The 15,276-nt window shown below is 67.4% G+C and carries 9 protein-coding genes and 1 pseudogene; 7 read left to right on the top strand and 3 right to left on the bottom strand.

Features of this window, described 5'->3' with window-relative positions; translation table 11 throughout:
• The 7 genes and pseudogenes from C8N44_RS20840 to nhaC form a co-directional block, all read left to right on the top strand.
• Nucleotides 1-334, top strand: a pseudogene (locus C8N44_RS20840) (hypothetical protein); the annotation flags it as partial.
• A 14-nt stretch (nucleotides 335-348) separates the two neighbouring features.
• On the top strand, nucleotides 349-1,749 hold the full coding sequence (hglS, locus tag C8N44_RS20835; protein WP_244641163.1) for a 2-oxoadipate dioxygenase/decarboxylase HglS: 1,401 nt from the start codon (nucleotides 349-351) through the stop codon (nucleotides 1,747-1,749).
• Nucleotides 1,750-1,958: 209 nt separating this feature from the next.
• A complete protein-coding gene (locus tag C8N44_RS20830; RefSeq protein WP_107978691.1) occupies nucleotides 1,959-2,555 on the top strand; it encodes a TetR/AcrR family transcriptional regulator in 597 nt (198 codons plus the stop codon).
• Nucleotides 2,552-3,622 (top strand): efflux RND transporter periplasmic adaptor subunit, encoded by a 1,071-nt coding sequence (locus C8N44_RS20825; RefSeq protein ID WP_107978690.1) that lies wholly within the window; start codon nucleotides 2,552-2,554, stop codon nucleotides 3,620-3,622. Before C8N44_RS20830 ends, C8N44_RS20825 begins: the two co-directional genes overlap by 4 nt.
• A gap of 4 nt (nucleotides 3,623-3,626) precedes the next feature.
• Nucleotides 3,627-6,695 (top strand): efflux RND transporter permease subunit, encoded by a 3,069-nt coding sequence (locus C8N44_RS20820; protein ID WP_107978689.1) that lies wholly within the window; start codon nucleotides 3,627-3,629, stop codon nucleotides 6,693-6,695.
• A 537-nt stretch (nucleotides 6,696-7,232) separates the two neighbouring features.
• Nucleotides 7,233-10,892: a bifunctional proline dehydrogenase/L-glutamate gamma-semialdehyde dehydrogenase PutA gene (gene putA, locus C8N44_RS20815; RefSeq protein ID WP_107978688.1), complete on the top strand. Its 3,660-nt coding sequence runs from the start codon at nucleotides 7,233-7,235 to the stop codon at nucleotides 10,890-10,892.
• Between the two features lie 105 nt (nucleotides 10,893-10,997).
• A complete protein-coding gene (gene nhaC, locus C8N44_RS20810) occupies nucleotides 10,998-12,527 on the top strand; it encodes a Na+/H+ antiporter NhaC (RefSeq protein ID WP_107978687.1) in 1,530 nt (509 codons plus the stop codon).
• A gap of 91 nt (nucleotides 12,528-12,618) precedes the next feature.
• On the opposite strand, the gene C8N44_RS20805 is transcribed toward nhaC, so the two are convergent.
• The 3 genes from C8N44_RS20805 to C8N44_RS20795 form a co-directional block, all read right to left on the bottom strand.
• The gene (locus tag C8N44_RS20805; RefSeq protein ID WP_107978686.1) at nucleotides 12,619-13,995 is read right to left on the bottom strand and encodes an MFS transporter; all 1,377 of its coding nucleotides are present in this window, start codon (nucleotides 13,993-13,995) and stop codon (nucleotides 12,619-12,621) included.
• A complete protein-coding gene (locus tag C8N44_RS20800; protein WP_107978685.1) occupies nucleotides 13,988-14,668 on the bottom strand; it encodes a dihydrofolate reductase family protein in 681 nt (226 codons plus the stop codon). Before C8N44_RS20800 ends, C8N44_RS20805 begins: the two co-directional genes overlap by 8 nt.
• Before the next feature lie 194 nt (nucleotides 14,669-14,862).
• Nucleotides 14,863-15,258: a (R)-mandelonitrile lyase gene (locus C8N44_RS20795; RefSeq protein ID WP_107978684.1), complete on the bottom strand. Its 396-nt coding sequence runs from the start codon at nucleotides 15,256-15,258 to the stop codon at nucleotides 14,863-14,865.
• Nucleotides 15,259-15,276 lie beyond the last annotated feature (18 nt).

Here is a 15,276-nt window from a genome sequence, read left to right as displayed (position 1 = left end):
TCTTGTCCACGGGCGGCTCCTTCGTTTGAGTTCTTCGACGACTCAATTTGGCACATCTCGATGCCGTTCGGGGGCCGTCCACTCCAACAAGGTGGTCGAATTCGGCCCCCGCGCGCTGGCCCCCTTCGGCTATTCCGGGCGCGGCATCGGGCCGGGCTCCGTCTTCGGGCGCGTCTGCGCGCGGGCCTTGCTTTCCGGAGACAAGGCCGGGATCCCGGTTGCGCCGGTCGACCATTACATTGAACATCACAAGGGGTTGCGGGCTGCCTGGTACGAATTCGGCGCCGCCGTGACCCACGCGACGACACCGCCGCCCTTTACGCGGCAAGGCTGAAGAGGGAGGCTGACTTGGCCCACCTGCACCCCGACGAGATCCGCGCGCGCTTTTCCCGCGCAATGTCCGAGATGTACCGCGCCGAGGTGCCCCAGTACGGGACGCTGATCGAGCTGGTCTCCGATGTGAACGCCGAGGTGCTTGAGCGTGACCCGGCGTTGCGCGAACGGCTGGCGGACGCGGATGAGCTGGACCGGCTCGACGTGGAACGCCACGGTGCGATCCGGCTCGGCACGCCCGGGGAGCTGGCGCAGATCCGCCGCATGTTCGCGGTCATGGGCATGGGACCGGTGGGCTACTACGATCTCTCGGTAGCCGGGCTGCCGGTACACTCGACGGCGTTTCGGCCCGTCGCGACCGAGGCGCTGTCGCGCAATCCCTTCCGGGTTTTCACCTCGCTGCTGCGCCTGGAACTGATCGAGGACCGCGCCCTGGCCGAGCGTGCCGCCGCGATCCTGTCGGAGCGGTCGATCCTTACGGAACGGGCGCAGGAGTTGATCGCGCTGTGCGAAGTTCGGGGCGGGCTGACCGAGGATCAGGCGGAGGAATTCGTGGCCGAGGCCATCGAGACCTTCCGCTGGCGCTCGGACGCGACGGTGACGGCGCAGACCTATAGCGACCTGCACGAGACCCACCGGCTGATCGCTGATGTGGTGAGTTTCCGCGGCCCGCACATCAATCACCTGACGCCCCGCACGCTCGATATCGACCGGGTACAGGAATTGATGCCCGAACGCGGCATCACGCCGAAGGCGGTGATCGAAGGGCCGCCGCGGCGGGGGGCGGACATCCTGCTGCGGCAGACCTCGTTCAAGGCGCTCGAAGAGCCGATCCTCTTTGCCGGCGAGAATGGCGGAACGGAGGGCACGCATACCGCGCGTTTCGGTGAGATCGAGCAGCGTGGCGTGGCGCTGACGCCCAAGGGCCGCGCGCTCTACGACGAGACGCTTGCGGCAGTGCGTGCGGCCGCCCCCATCGGTGCGCAGGGGCAGGGGGCCGACGCCTACCGCCAAGAGCTTGATGCCCGTTTCGCCGAGGTATTTCCCGATGATCTGAACGCGCTGCGTCGTGAAGGGCTGGCCTTTTTCCGGTACCGCATGGGTGCGGAAGCGGAGGTGGGCGCGCGGGCCGAGAGCATCGAGGCGCTGCTGGCCTCGGGCGCGCTTGTGGCCGATCCGCAGGTTTACGAGGATTTCCTGCCGGTCTCGGCCGCGGGAATCTTCCAGTCGAACCTCGGCACCGACGCGGCCAGCGCCTATTCCGAGCGCGCCAATCGCGAAGCCTTTGAAGAGGCGCTGGGCGCGCAGGTCGCCGACGAGATGGAGATCTACGCCGCCACGGAGCGCGACAGCCTCCGGAGCGCGTTGAAAACGCTCGGCCAGGATCATCTGGCAGAGGCGGTTGCGGCGGCCTGAGGGCCCGGTGATCCGCTGAGCTTCGGCAATCGTAATACATGCAGCAACACCCGGGGGTGACCCACCGGGGTGCCCGTTCGAGCTGTTCTGCGCGCCTCTTAGGGGGGCGGAGGGCCATGCGCCGTCAAGAAAACGCCCGGCACACAAGATGTTCACCAATTCACATCGATTTCGTTGACAAGTGTAAAATAGAGGCCTAGCTGCCGCTCATGGATCCGCGCCGCCTCAAATCCCGCCTGCGCCTGCATGCAGCCCTGCGCCAGATGCTGGGGCAGATGCCGCTGCGCGACATCTCGGTCGAGGCGCTGGTGCGGCAGGCGGGGGTGACGCGGCCGACTTTCTATGCGCATTTCACCGACGTCCCTGAAATGCTTGGCGAATATCTCGACCATCTGCTGAACGAGATGTCGCGCCGGCGCTGTCGCGACATTGCCTCTTCGGAAGGGGACTTCCCGCCGCTTGATAGCCTTGGCGCCTCGATCGCCGGGGCGCTTCGGGACCTGGATCCTCTCGATCCGCGCTTGCAGGCCATCCTCGACGGGGTGCCGGGCCTTTCGCCCGAACTGCGTTTTGCCGCGATGGTCCAGGAGATGATGGAAAATAACGTCCCGGCGCTCCAGACGGGCCTGTCCCCAGCGGCGCGTCAGCTGCGTGCGCATTTCTTCACCGGTGCCTTCGTGGGTCTGGTGCGGCTCTGGGTCTCGCGCAAGACCGAAATGACCGCTGACGAGCTGGGCGAAGCCTTCGCCGGGCTCGTCCGTAACGGAGCGCAGGGCGATCATCCCTGCTTCAGGAGTGAAACATGAAACGCTGCCTTGTTCTTGCTGCGGCGCTTGCCGCCTTCGCCCTTCCGTCCTTTGCCCAGGAGGAGGGCGCTTCGCAGGAGACACCCCCGCGCCCGGTCAAGCTGATTACCCTGGATGCCGGAGAGAACCGACTTCAGCGGCAGTTCTTCGGGCGGCTTCAGGCACGCGAGACGGTGGATCTTGCCTTCCAGGTTTCGGGGCAGATCGTGAAGTTCCCGGTGCAGGAAGGGGCACAGCTGGCCGCGGGTGAACTGGTCGCGCAGCTTGACCTGACGCGCTTCGAGCGCCAGCTTCGGCAGGCGGAGATCAATCTGGACAAGGCGCGGCGCGACCTCGAACGACTTGAGGAGCTTTCGAGCTCCAGCGCGTCGGAAGTACAGATCCAGAATGCCCGCACCGAGTACGAACTGGCGCAGGTGAGTGTCGAAGAGGCGGAGAACGCGCTTGACGACGCGACACTAGAGGCGAATTTCGACGCGCTCGTGGCGCGGCGCGAGGTGGCCAACTACACGACGGTGAATGCGGGCACCCCCGTGGTGCGCCTGCACGACATGTCCGAATTGCGCGTCGACATCGATGTGCCCGAGGTGCTGTTCCGCCGCGCGACGGCAGAGGACACGGTCCAGTTCCACGCCAGCTTTCCCAGTCTGGAAGAAACCTACGAGCTCGAACTGCGAGAACTGGAGGCAGAGACTGCCGACGTGGCGCAGACGTTCAGGATCACGCTGGCCTTCACGAACGAGGTTCCGCCACGGTTGTTGCCGGGTGCTTCGGTTACTGTGACCGCCACCGCGATCGAGGATCCCGGCAATGGCGACATTGTGGTTCCCGAGACTGCCCTGGTTTTCTCTCCCGACAGGCAGCCCGGCGTGATGGTCTTCGTGCCCGAGGGTGACGGCGCGGACCGCGGCACCGTGGCGCGCACGCCGGTCGAGATAGCCATGCGGGAAGATGCCCACGTGCGCGTGACCGGGGGTATCGAGCCCGGCACCGTGATCGTCGCCGCGGGCGCTTCGCAGCTTCGCGATGGCCAGGAAGTGCGCCGCTTCACCGGCCTGGGGGAGTAGAGAGATGTCCATCGCAAGAGGATCGATCAACAAGGCTCTGCTGACCTGGCTGCTGATGCTGTCCTGTCTGCTGGGCGGGATCTGGGGGTTTGCGACCATCGGTAGGCTGGAAGATCCCGCCTTCACGATCAAGAACGCCATCGTCATTACCCAGTATCCTGGTGCCAGCGCCGATGAAGTGGCCCGCGAGGTCACCGAGCCGCTGGAATCGGCGATCCAGCAGATGGACGAGGTCGACACCATCACCTCGTCCAACAAGCCGGGTGTCAGCCGGATCAACGTCGAGGTTGAATCCATCTACGATGGGACCGAGCTGCCACAGATCTGGGATGACCTTCGGAACCGGGTTAACAACGCCCGCGGAGACCTGCCCGGGGGCGCGGGGACGCCCTATGTCAACGACGGGTTCGGTGACGTTTACGGCATCTTCTACGCGGTGACGGCGCCGGGCTTTTCGGACGCAGAGGTGCACGACATCGGCGATTACCTGCGGCGCGAGATCCTCGCCGTCGAGGGTGTGGCGGACGTCGTCCTCTCGGGCTTGCCCGAGGAGGCGATCTTCGTCGAGACCGACCCCGCCATCGTGACCAATCTCGGCGTGGCGCCCGGTGCGATCGCGCAAGCCATCGCTGACAGCAACTCGGTCAACCCGGCCGGGACCATAGACCAGAACGGACGATCGGTCCGGATCGACGCGCCGGAAGGGTCCGAGAACCTTGACGAAATCCGCAACCTGACCATCGGCGTCGGCGGCGAGATCGTGGACATGACCGACTTTGCCACGGTGTCGCGCGGCCGGGTCGAGGACCCCTCGATGATCATCCGGCAGGATGGGGTCGAGGCCTTCACCATCGGGGTTTCGGGCAAGAAAGGCCTGAATATCGTGGATGTGGGTCGCCGCGTGGACGAGAAGCTCGATCGCCTCATGGCCGATATCCCGGTGGGTGTCACGCTCGATCCGATCTACGAGCAGCACGAGGTGGTGGACGAGGCCTCCAACGCCTTCCTGCTCAACCTCGCCATGTCGGTGGCCATCGTGGTCATCGTGCTGGCGCTCTTCATGGGGTGGCGCTCGGCGGTGGTGGTGGGGGCGACTCTGCTTCTGACGGTGGTGGGCACCGTCTTCTTCATGGCGATCTTCGGGATCGAGATGGAGCGGATCTCGCTCGGGGCGCTCATCATCGCCATGGGGATGCTGGTCGACAACGCCATCGTGGTGGCCGAGGGGATGCAGGGCGACATGGCCCACGGCAAGTCGTCGCGCGACGCGGCCGAGGACGTGGCCTCGAAGACGCAGATCCCGCTGCTGGGCGCGACCGTCATCGGCATCATGGCCTTTGCCGGGATCGGGCTGTCGCCGGACGCCACGGGCGAATTCCTGTTCTCGCTCTTCGCGGTCATCGGCATCTCGCTCCTGCTGAGCTGGGTGCTGGCGATCACCGCGACGCCGCTGCTCGCGCACTACTTCTTCAAGCGCGGCACGGGCGAGGCGGGCGATGCCTACAACGGGCCGGTGTTCCGCGCCTATGCCGCGACGCTGCGGCTGGCGCTGAAGCTGCGCTGGCTGGTGGTGGCGGCGCTCCTCGGCATCACAGTGGTCTGCTACTGGGGCTTCGGGCAGGTGCAGCAGCAGTTCTTCCCCGACAGCAACACGCCGCTCTTCTACGTGCACTACAAGCTGCCGCAGGGCGCCGACGTGCAGGCCACCTCGGCCGACATGGCGGTGGTCGAGGACTGGCTTCTGGAGCGGGACGAGGTGACCTCGGTATCCACCTTCGTGGGGGGCGGGGCCTCGCGCTTCATGCTCACCTATTCGCCCGAGGAAAGCCTGCCGACCTACGGCCACCTCATCATCCGGACCGAGAGCCTCGAGGCGATCCCGCCGCTGCGCGCGGATCTGGAGGCCTTCGGGCGCAGCCACCTGCCGCAGGGCGAATTCCGGACCGAGCGGCTGGCCTTCGGCCCGGGCGGCGGCGCGCCCGTCGCGGTGCGCTTCTCGGGGTCGGACCCCGACGTGCTGCGCCAACTGGCGGCCGAGGCCGAGGAGCGGATGCGCGAGGCCTCGGACCGGGTCATGGACCTGCGCACCGACTGGCGCGAACGCGAATTGGTCACTACGCCTGCGTACAACGCCGGGCGTGCCCAGACGGCAGGTGTCGCGCGCGAGGACATGGCACAGTCGCTACAGATCGCCACCGAGGGCGTCCAGGCGGGGACGTTCCGCGAGGATAGCCGTCTGATCCCGATCCTGATCCGGATGCCTGGTGCCGCGACAGAGGGGGGCGAACATCTGGTCGACCAGCCCGTCTACTCCAGTGCCGCACAGACTTACATCCCGCTCGAGCAGCTGATCGACGGTTTTGGCTATTCGGTCGAGGACACGCTGATCCAGCGGCGCAACCGTCTCCCGACGATTACGGTCGAGGCCGGGGTGCCGGCGGGGGTCAACGCGAACTCTGTCTTCATGGAGGTGCGCGGGCCGCTGGAGTCCATGGAATTGCCCGAGGGCTACGCGCTCGAATGGGGCGGCGAATACGAAAGCTCGACCGAGGCGCAGGAGACGCTGGGCAAGCAGCTTCCGATCTCGCTCATCACCATGGTGCTGATCTCGATCCTGCTGTTCGGCACGCTGCGCCAGCCGCTGATCGTCTGGCTGCTGGTGCCCATGGCGGTGAACGGCGTGGCCATCGGCCTGCTGGGCTCGGGGCTGCCGTTCTCCTTCACGGCGCTGCTGGGGCTGCTGTCGCTGTCGGGGATGCTGCTCAAGAACGGCATCGTGCTGGTCGAGGAGATCGACCTCACCCGGGCCGAGGGCGTGCCCTTCACCCGCGCCGTGGTCGAGGCCTCGACCTCGCGCCTGCGGCCGGTGGTGCTGGCGGCGGCGACGACCATCCTCGGGATGATCCCGCTGCTCTGGGACGCGTTCTTCGCCTCCATGGCGGTGACGATCATGGGGGGCTTGGGCTTTGCCTCGATCCTCACGCTGATCGCGGCGCCGGTCTTCTACTACATGATGTTCCCCGGCGCGCGGAAGGCCGAGCGCGAGGCGGACACCGCGGCGCAGCCCTCCTGAGACAGGGCGGGGCGCGCCATCGCGCGCCCCGCGCCCCGCGCCTCGCCCCAAAGCCCCGGCTCCCGGACACGGCTGGCGGGTGCGGATGACGCACCCACCCTTTACGCGGCTGACATGATCGGCCAGACCTGAACACAGGTTGAGGGGGAATCATGTGCGGCTTTTCCATCTTTGCGGGCGTCCACGCGATGCGGGCCTACCCGCGAAAGGGCCCTCGCGGATGACCGTACCGGGCCCCTCCCGGTGCCGCCACCCCGCAACGGGGCCTGTTTTCCTGCCACAAATCTGTGCAGCCTTCACGGATCACGCCGCCGCGCTAGCTAACTTGCGTGGCGGGCTTGATGTGGCTGTCCCCTTCTTTTTCCTGAAGGAAACGGGCAGGGTGACGGTTACCGAAGGACCGGGACCCCGCCGCCGCCACGACGCGACCCGCCGCCCGGTCCCACCATGGCCGGATCCAGACCGGCCAGACCATGTCCGTCCGTGCCTGCCCGCAGGCCGGGCCCATCACCGTCACACCCAAACCGGGGGAGCAAGATGAACATCGCACCCAAGGGCGACACAGCCATCCCAGAAATCCGCGAGCGCATCCGCGAGACCTATTCCACCTCCGAGGCCGAGGTCATCGCCACGCTGCTCGAGAAGATCCGCTTCTCCGAGGAGGAGCGCGCCCGGGTGTCCGAGATCGGCGCGAAATACGTGGACCGCGTGCGCAAGGAAACCTCGCCCTCGATGATGGAGGCCTTCCTCGCGGAATACGGGCTTTCGACGGAAGAGGGCGTGGGCCTCATGTGCCTTGCCGAGGCGCTGCTGCGGGTGCCGGACGCCGAAACCATCGACGAGCTCATCGAGGACAAGATCGCGCCGTCCGACTGGGGCGCGCACCTCGGGCATTCCTCGTCGTCGATGGTCAACGCCTCGACCTGGGCGCTGCTGCTGACCGGCCGCGTGATCGAGGACGATCCCAAGGGCCCCGCCAAGGCGCTGCGCGGGCTTGTCCGCCGCATGGGCGAACCGGTGGTGCGGACCGCGGTGGGCCAGTCGATGAAGATCCTCGGCAAGCAGTTCGTGCTGGGCCAGACCATCGAAGAGGGCATGAAGAATGCCCGCCCGCTTGAGAAGAAGGGCTATACCTACAGCTACGACATGCTGGGCGAGGCGGCGCGCACCGACGAGGACGCGATCCGCTACAAGGACGCCTACGCCAAGGCGATCTCGGCCATTTCCAATGCGGCCAAGGGTGACGTGCGCTCCAGCCCCGGCATCTCGGTCAAGCTGTCGGCGCTGCACCCGCGCTACGAATACACCCACCGCGACACGGTGATGAAGGTGCTGCTGCCGCGCGCGCTGGAACTGGTGAAGCAGGCCGCCAAGGCCAACATCGGCTTCAACATCGACGCCGAGGAACAGGACCGGCTGGATATCTCGCTCGAGATCATCGAGGCGATCATGGCCGACCCGGCACTCGACAACTGGGACGGCTTCGGCATCGTGGTGCAGGCCTACGGCCGCCGCGCGGGCCCCGTGATCGAGGCGCTTTACGACATGGCCGAGCGCTATGACCGCAAGATCATGGTCCGGCTGGTGAAGGGCGCCTACTGGGACACCGAGATCAAGCTGGCGCAGGAGCTGGGGGTCAACACCTTCCCGGTCTTCACCCGCAAGGTGAACACCGACGTGAGCTACATGGCCTGCGCGCAGATGCTCATGGACCGGCGCGACCGGATCTACCCGCAGTTTGCCACGCACAACGCGCACACCTGTGCCGCCGTGATCGCCATGGCGGGCAACGACAAGGACAGCTTCGAATTCCAGCGCCTGCACGGCATGGGCGAAAGCCTGCACGCCATCGTCAAGGGCAGCGAGGGCACGCGCTGCCGCATCTACGCCCCCGTGGGCGCGCACCGCGACCTGCTCGCCTACCTCGTGCGGCGCCTGCTGGAAAACGGCGCGAACTCCTCCTTCGTGAACCAGATCGTCGACACCTCGATCTCCTCCGACACCATCGCCCGCGACCCGGTCAAGGACGTCAAGGCGCTCGACACGGTGCACAACCCCGGCATCAAGCAGCCGCCCGAGCTGTTCCAGCCCGAGCGCGCCAACTCCAAGGGCTTCCGCATCAACGAACCCGCCTCGGTCCTGCCGCTGCTGGCCGACCGCGAGCGCTTCGCCGACACCACCTGGACCGCCGCGCCCATCATGGCCGGTGATCCCGCGCCCAAGGGGCAGGCCTACGACGTCCATTCCCCCGCAGATCCGTCGCGCGTGGTGGGGCAGGTGACCAACGCCACCTCGGAAGAGGTCACCGCCGCGCTCGACGCCGCCGAGCAGGGCTTCAAGGACTGGTCCGCGACGCCGGTGGCCGAACGCGCCGCCATCCTGCGCAAGGTCGCCGACCTCTACGAGGAAAACACCGCCGAGCTTTGCGCCATCGCCACCCGCGAGGCGGGCAAGATGCTCTCCGACGGCATCGCCGAGGTGCGCGAGGCCGTGGACTTCTTGCGCTACTACGCCTCCGAGGCCGAGCGGCTCGAGGACGAGGAACCCGGCACCCCCTGCGGCGTCTTCGTCTGCATCAGCCCCTGGAACTTCCCGCTGGCGATCTTCACCGGGCAGCTTTCGGCCGCGCTGGCCGTCGGCAACGCCGTGGTCGCCAAGCCTGCCGAGCAGACGCCCCTGATCGCCGCCAAGGCGGTCGCGCTCATGCGCGAGGCGGGCATGCCCGAGGCGGCGCTGCAGCTTCTCCCGGGCGACGGGCCGACCGTGGGCGGGCCGCTCACCTCGGACCCGCGCATCGCGGGCGTCTGCTTCACCGGCTCCACCGAGGTGGCGCAGATCATCCACAAGACGCTCGCCAAGAACGCCGGCCCCGAGGCGGTGCTCATCGCCGAAACCGGCGGTCTCAACGCCATGATCGTGGATTCCACCGCGCTCACCGAACAGGCCGTGCGCGACATCCTGATCTCGTCGTTCCAGTCGGCGGGCCAGCGCTGCTCGGCGCTGCGGATGCTCTACGTCCAGGAAGAGGCGCGCGACCGGCTGATCCACATGCTCTACGGGGCGATGGACGCGCTCACCGTGGGCGATCCCTGGCGCACCGACGTGGACGTCTCGCCCGTGATCGACGCCGAGGCGCAGAAGGACATCTCTGGCTACGTCGCCGACAAGGACAAGGCGGGCAAGCTGCTCAAAACCCTGCCCGCGCCCGAGGGCGGCACCTACGTCGGCCCCGCGGTCATCGAGGTCTCGGGCATCGGCGATCTGGAGCGCGAGGTCTTCGGGCCGATCCTGCACGTGGCCACCTTCAAGGCCAAGGACATCGACAAGACCGTCGATGACATCAACGCCAAGGGCTACGGCCTGACCTTCGGCCTGCACACCCGGATCGACGACCGCGTGCAGCAGATCGTGGAACGCATCAAGGTCGGCAACACCTACGTGAACCGCAACCAGATCGGCGCCATCGTGGGCTCCCAGCCCTTCGGCGGCGAGGGGCTGTCGGGCACCGGGCCGAAGGCGGGCGGGCCGCTCTACCTCACGCGGTTCCGCCGCACCGGCAAGCCGGTCGAGGCCGCGGCCCCCGAGGGCGACACCATCGCCACCGAGCCGCTGCAGAAGGCCGTGAGCGCGCTCGACGCCCGCAACTGGGCCGCGCGCCCCGACAAGGTGCAGGCGCTGCGCAGCGCGCTGCCGGGCTCCAAGGGCCTGGTGCGCAAGGCGCTCACCGAAACGGCGGCCTTCGACATGTCGCCGCTGACGCTGCCGGGGCCCACGGGTGAAAGCAACCGCCTGCGGTTCGCGCCGCGCGGCACGGTGCTCTGCCTTGGCCCGACTGCCGACCAGGCACTGGCGCAGGCGATCCAGGCGCTGGGCGCGGGCTGCGCCGTCGCGCTGGTGGCCCCGGGCGTGAAGGAGGCCGGCGAAAAGCTGAAGGACGCCGGCGCGCCGGTCGCCGTCTTCGACGGCACCGTGGCGGCCGAGACGCTGACCAAGCTCAAGGACGTGGTCGCCGTCGCGGCAGCGGGCGCCTCGGACTGGACCCGCGAGCTGCGGCTCGCGCTTGCCGAACGCGGCGGCGCCATCGTGCCGCTGGTGACCGAGGTGATCGGCCCCGAACGCTACGTGGCTGAACGCCACCTCTGCATCGACACCACTGCAGCAGGCGGCAACGCCAGCCTCCTGGCCGCCACCTCCTGAGGCGGTCCTCCGGCCCGGCCCCCGCGGGGGCCGGACCCAACTGCCGGTGGGGGCGCCGCGCGCGGACGATACCGGTCAAAACCGCACGCAACGGAGGACACTTCCATGGCAGACGACAAACCGCAGCCACGGGCGCCATCGCTCGGGCTGGCGCTCGTGCCCGTTCTGCTGACGCTCCTGATCCTGGCGCTTCAGCTTTTCTATTTCGGTGACTTTACCCCGCACATCCCGCTCGCCATCGGCCTTGCCATCACCGGCATCGTCGGCATCTACCTCGGCCACGAATGGCCGAGCCTCGAGAACGGGGTCTTCCGCGTCATCAACGTGTCGCTGCCCTCGGTCTCGGTGCTGATCGTGGTGGGCATGATCATCGGCGTCTGGATCGCCTCGGGCACCGTGCCCACGCTGATCTACTACGGGCTGGTGATCCTCTCGCCCTCGATCTTTCTCGCCGCCTCGATGGTGATGTGCGCCGTGGTCTCGGTCTCGCTCGGCACCTCGTGGGGGACCGTCGGCACTGTGGGCCTCGCGCTCATGGGCATCGGCGCGGGCTTCGACGTGCCGGTCTACTGGACGGCGGGGGCCGTGGTCTCGGGCGCCTTCTTCGGCGACAAGATCTCGCCGCTGTCGGACACCACGAACCTCGCCCCGGCGGTGACGGCACAGAACGTCTTCGACCACATCCGGAACATGATGCCGACGACGATCCCGGCCATGCTGATCGCGCTCGCGATCTACGTCTGGGCGGGCTACAGCCTCGTGGACGGGGACGGGGCCGCCTTCGAGCGGATCGACGCCATCACCAGCGCCCTGCAGGAGAACTTCCTGATCTCGCCCTGGCTGCTGGTGCCCGCCGCACTCGTCATTGCGCTCGCCGTCGCGAAGAAACCGCCGATCCCCTCGCTTTTCGCGGGCGTGGTCGTGGGCGGCCTGACCGCGATGCTTGCGCAGGGCGCGACGCTCGACAACGTGTTCAGCTACGCAAACAGCGGCTACAGCATCGACACCGGCGTGGAGGAGATCGACAGCCTGCTGAACCGCGGCGGCATCCAGTCGATGATGTGGACGATCTCGCTCATCCTCATCGCGCTGGGCTTCGGCGGCGCGCTGGAACGCACCGGCTGCCTTCAGGCCATCATCGAGGCGATCCTCGAGAAGGTGCACAGCTTTGCCGGCGTCCAGACGGCGGCCATCGCCACCTCGACCGCGACCAACCTTGTGGCGGGCGATCCCTACCTCTCCATCGCGCTGCCGGGGCGGATGTACGCGCCGGTCTACCGGGGCATGGGCTATTCCACGCTCAACCTGTCGCGCGGCATCGAGGAGGGCGGCACGCTCATGTCGCCGCTGATCCCGTGGAACGCGGGCGGCGCTTTTGTCATCAGCGCGCTGGGGCTCGGCATCGGGGACGGCAACCTCCAGAACCTGCTGTATATCCCGCTGGCCTTCGCCTGCTGGATCACGCCGATCATCGGCATCAGCTACGCGTGGTTCGGGATTTTCTCGCCCAAGGCGGACGAGGCCGAGCAGAAGGACTGGATCGACAACGAACGCCAAGTCGCGGACCTCAGCGCTTACGGCTACGACGCGCCAGTAAGCATCGGACGCTCGGGACAGGCCGCACCGGCGGAGTGATCGAGACTTGTCAACGGAATAGGGGCGGCCGTCGGGCCGCCCCTTGCCTTTCGGCTCAGGTGGTCTGGCGTGGTTCGGGCCTGTTGGCCGATCAGGCGTGGCGGCGGCTGAGAGCAAGGACGGCGATGGCACCGCCCAGGCTGACGAGAGCGGAGAGCGCGACGGCCCGGTGCCATCCCGTGAAGAAGCCCGACGGTCCAGGCGCTGCGATCAGCAACGAGATCACGGCGATCCCCATGGCCGAGCCGAGGTAACGGGCCGTGTTGTTCGCGGCTGATCCCATGGCCGAGCGTTCGGAAGGCACGCTCTGCACCGCTGCATGTCCCAGTGCCGCGTTCAGGATCCCGTTGGAGATCCCTGCAACCAGCAGCCCCGGTAAGACGATCCGCCAAGTCGCCCCCTCGTGCGCACCCCAGAGCAGCAGTTGCCCGACCATGCAGCCCAGCAGGGCGATCACGACGCGGTCGCGCGAGGACAGCCGCTCGGGAAGCCACCCGGTGTAAAGGGCTGCGACGACGGTGAGGCCCGACCAGGCGAGGAGGATCACGGCGGCGGAGAGCGGTCCCACCCCGAACCCTCTCACGAGCACGGTGGGAACGAGTGACATGAGAGCGAGCACACCGGCGCCCGAGGCGAGAGCGGCAAGGGTCGCGCCGGCGAAATCGGGACGCAGGAACAGACCGATCTGGAGAACCGGATTGCCGCTGCGCCGTTCGACGGTCAGAAAGATCAGCAGCGCCACTGCTGCCAGGGCTGCGAGTATCGCCACGCGTACCGGGCTGCCGACGCGCAGTTCTGTCATGGCTCCGAGCGCGCAGCCCATGGCGATCATTAGCAACAGGCCACCTGCGACATCCACGCGGGCTCGCGCCCGGGGGCTTTCCGGAAGGTGGACAACGCCGACCACGGCGAGCCCTGCAGCAAAGATGGCCAGCACCCAGTGGATAGCAGCCCAACCCGCAAGTCCCAGCATCAGTGAGGCCAGGATCGGGCCGACCGCGACTCCGGCGCCGAGCGCGGCAGCCCAGATGCCTGCGGCCCGGCGCTGCGCGGCTCCGCGGTAGACAGTGCCGACGATGCCGAGGCCGCAGGCCATGATCCCGGCACTGCCCAGGCCTTGAAGGATGCGCGCGGCAATCAGCACCGGCCCGCTCCAGGCGAGGGCGGCAAGCGCCGAGGACAGAGCCGTAAGCCACAGCCCGCCGAGCAACGTGCGACGGCGCCCGGTCGTATCGCCGAGCGCGCCCGCGAAAAGCAATCCGGCCGCGGCGCCGAGGGGCATGCCGCTCATGGTCCAGGCCTGCTCACCGGCGGAAAGCGCGAGCGCATCGGTCATGGCCTCAAGAGTTGTCAGCGGTGCCGTGAAGACCACCAGTGCGAGCATCGTCGCGGTGGCGATGACGACGAGCGGCGCCAATGGGTCCAGGGTCACTGTTGGAGAGGCCTTCCGACCCGTCGCTTCAGTCATTTGTAACCTCGTGGCGAAGCCAGACCGTCCCGTCCTGCAGGCTCTCCGCAGAGACGAGCGACAGCTTCATTCCGCGATTGTTCGAGGGTCCCTCGTAGATCGAGGGAAGGTTCGCGCCTCCGTCGATGACAGGGTGCACCAAGGTGCTCGTGCCGTCGATCAGGCCGGCGGCAAGGAAGGCTCCGTTCATCCGACCACCACCTTCGAGCAGCATCCGGGTGACGCCGAATGCTGCGCCGACCTTTTCGAGAACCCCGGCGATATCGCTACCCGAAGGTCCCGCGAAGACCACCGACACGCCGCGGGCCGCGAGCTCGTTCACGTGGTCGTCCGACACCTGTTCCGACATCGCGAGAACCAGGTGATCGCCACCGAGGTCTCCGGTTTCGGGACGCAGCCGCCCCTCACGGTCGAAGCACAGCGCGATGTCGCGTCCGTCCGCCTCTTGCAGACGGTCCTCGCGTGGCCCGCGCGTTGGGCCCACCGCCGGGCCGCCCTCGGTCAAGTAGTGTGCCATCGTGGCACGCCCGACGATCCATCCGTTTGCCTCGAGCCGGGTTTCGGCGGTCTCGTAGCAGCGCTCGATATCGTCCATCTCCGTGGGCCAGCGTTCCGGGAGGAGCTTTCCGTCCAAAGAGGTAATCATGTGGCAGATGATGTCGGGACGGGACATGCGGGGACTCCGGGGGGTGGATGCGCTAGGGAATATAGGCTGCGAGCGGGGTGCCGGCATGCCGGGCCCGCGGCAATCAGTCATGAGCGGATCTCATGAACCACGCGCTCTCAAAAAAGAAGGACCGCCGGGAGATCCGGCGGTCGCAACCTGTCGTGGCAGCCAAGGGCCGTCCTCTCTGATGAGGACCGGGTTCAGCCCTTGTAGTCCTCGTCCGAAACCTTCTCCATCCAGGTGACCGGGGTACCGTCGATGCTTTCCTGAATCGCGATGTGGCTCATCGCGGTTTCGGGCGAGGCACCATGCCAGTGCTTTTCACCGGCGGGAAACCAGACGACATCGCCTTGGCTGATTTCTTCGACCGGCCCGCCCTCGCGCTGCACCCGGCCGCGGCCGAATGTGACAATCAGCGTCTGGCCCGCCGGGTGGGTGTGCCAGGCGGTGCGGGCGCCCGGTTCGAACGTGACGTGCGATCCGCTCGTGCGGCCGGGTTCCTCAGCCTGGAACATGGGGTCGATACGGACCGTGCCGGTGAAGTAATCCTCGGGGCCGGGGTTGGACGGGTTCTCGCCGGAACGGGTGATCTTCATGGTCTTCTTCCTTTCTTC

It is taken from the genome of Allosediminivita pacifica, assembly GCF_003054175.1.
GTDB classification, from domain to species: domain Bacteria; phylum Pseudomonadota; class Alphaproteobacteria; order Rhodobacterales; family Rhodobacteraceae; genus Allosediminivita; species Allosediminivita pacifica.
This window is presented reverse-complemented; position numbering and strand designations above follow the sequence as displayed.

What these genes read in the sequence shown, in the direction of transcription:
- nhaC (WP_107978687.1), top strand. Translation starts at nt 10,998, where the DNA reads ATGGCAGACGACAAACCGCAGCCACGGGCGCCATCGCTCGGGCTGGCG.
- C8N44_RS20805 (WP_107978686.1), bottom strand. Translation starts at nt 13,995, where the DNA reads ATGACTGAAGCGACGGGTCGGAAGGCCTCTCCAACAGTGACCCTGGAC.
- putA (WP_107978688.1), top strand. Translation starts at nt 7,233, where the DNA reads ATGAACATCGCACCCAAGGGCGACACAGCCATCCCAGAAATCCGCGAG.
- C8N44_RS20820 (WP_107978689.1), top strand. Translation starts at nt 3,627, where the DNA reads ATGTCCATCGCAAGAGGATCGATCAACAAGGCTCTGCTGACCTGGCTG.
- C8N44_RS20800 (WP_107978685.1), bottom strand. Translation starts at nt 14,668, where the DNA reads ATGTCCCGTCCCGACATCATCTGCCACATGATTACCTCTTTGGACGGA.
- C8N44_RS20795 (WP_107978684.1), bottom strand. Translation starts at nt 15,258, where the DNA reads ATGAAGATCACCCGTTCCGGCGAGAACCCGTCCAACCCCGGCCCCGAG.
- C8N44_RS20825 (WP_107978690.1), top strand. Translation starts at nt 2,552, where the DNA reads ATGAAACGCTGCCTTGTTCTTGCTGCGGCGCTTGCCGCCTTCGCCCTT.
- C8N44_RS20830 (WP_107978691.1), top strand. Translation starts at nt 1,959, where the DNA reads ATGGATCCGCGCCGCCTCAAATCCCGCCTGCGCCTGCATGCAGCCCTG.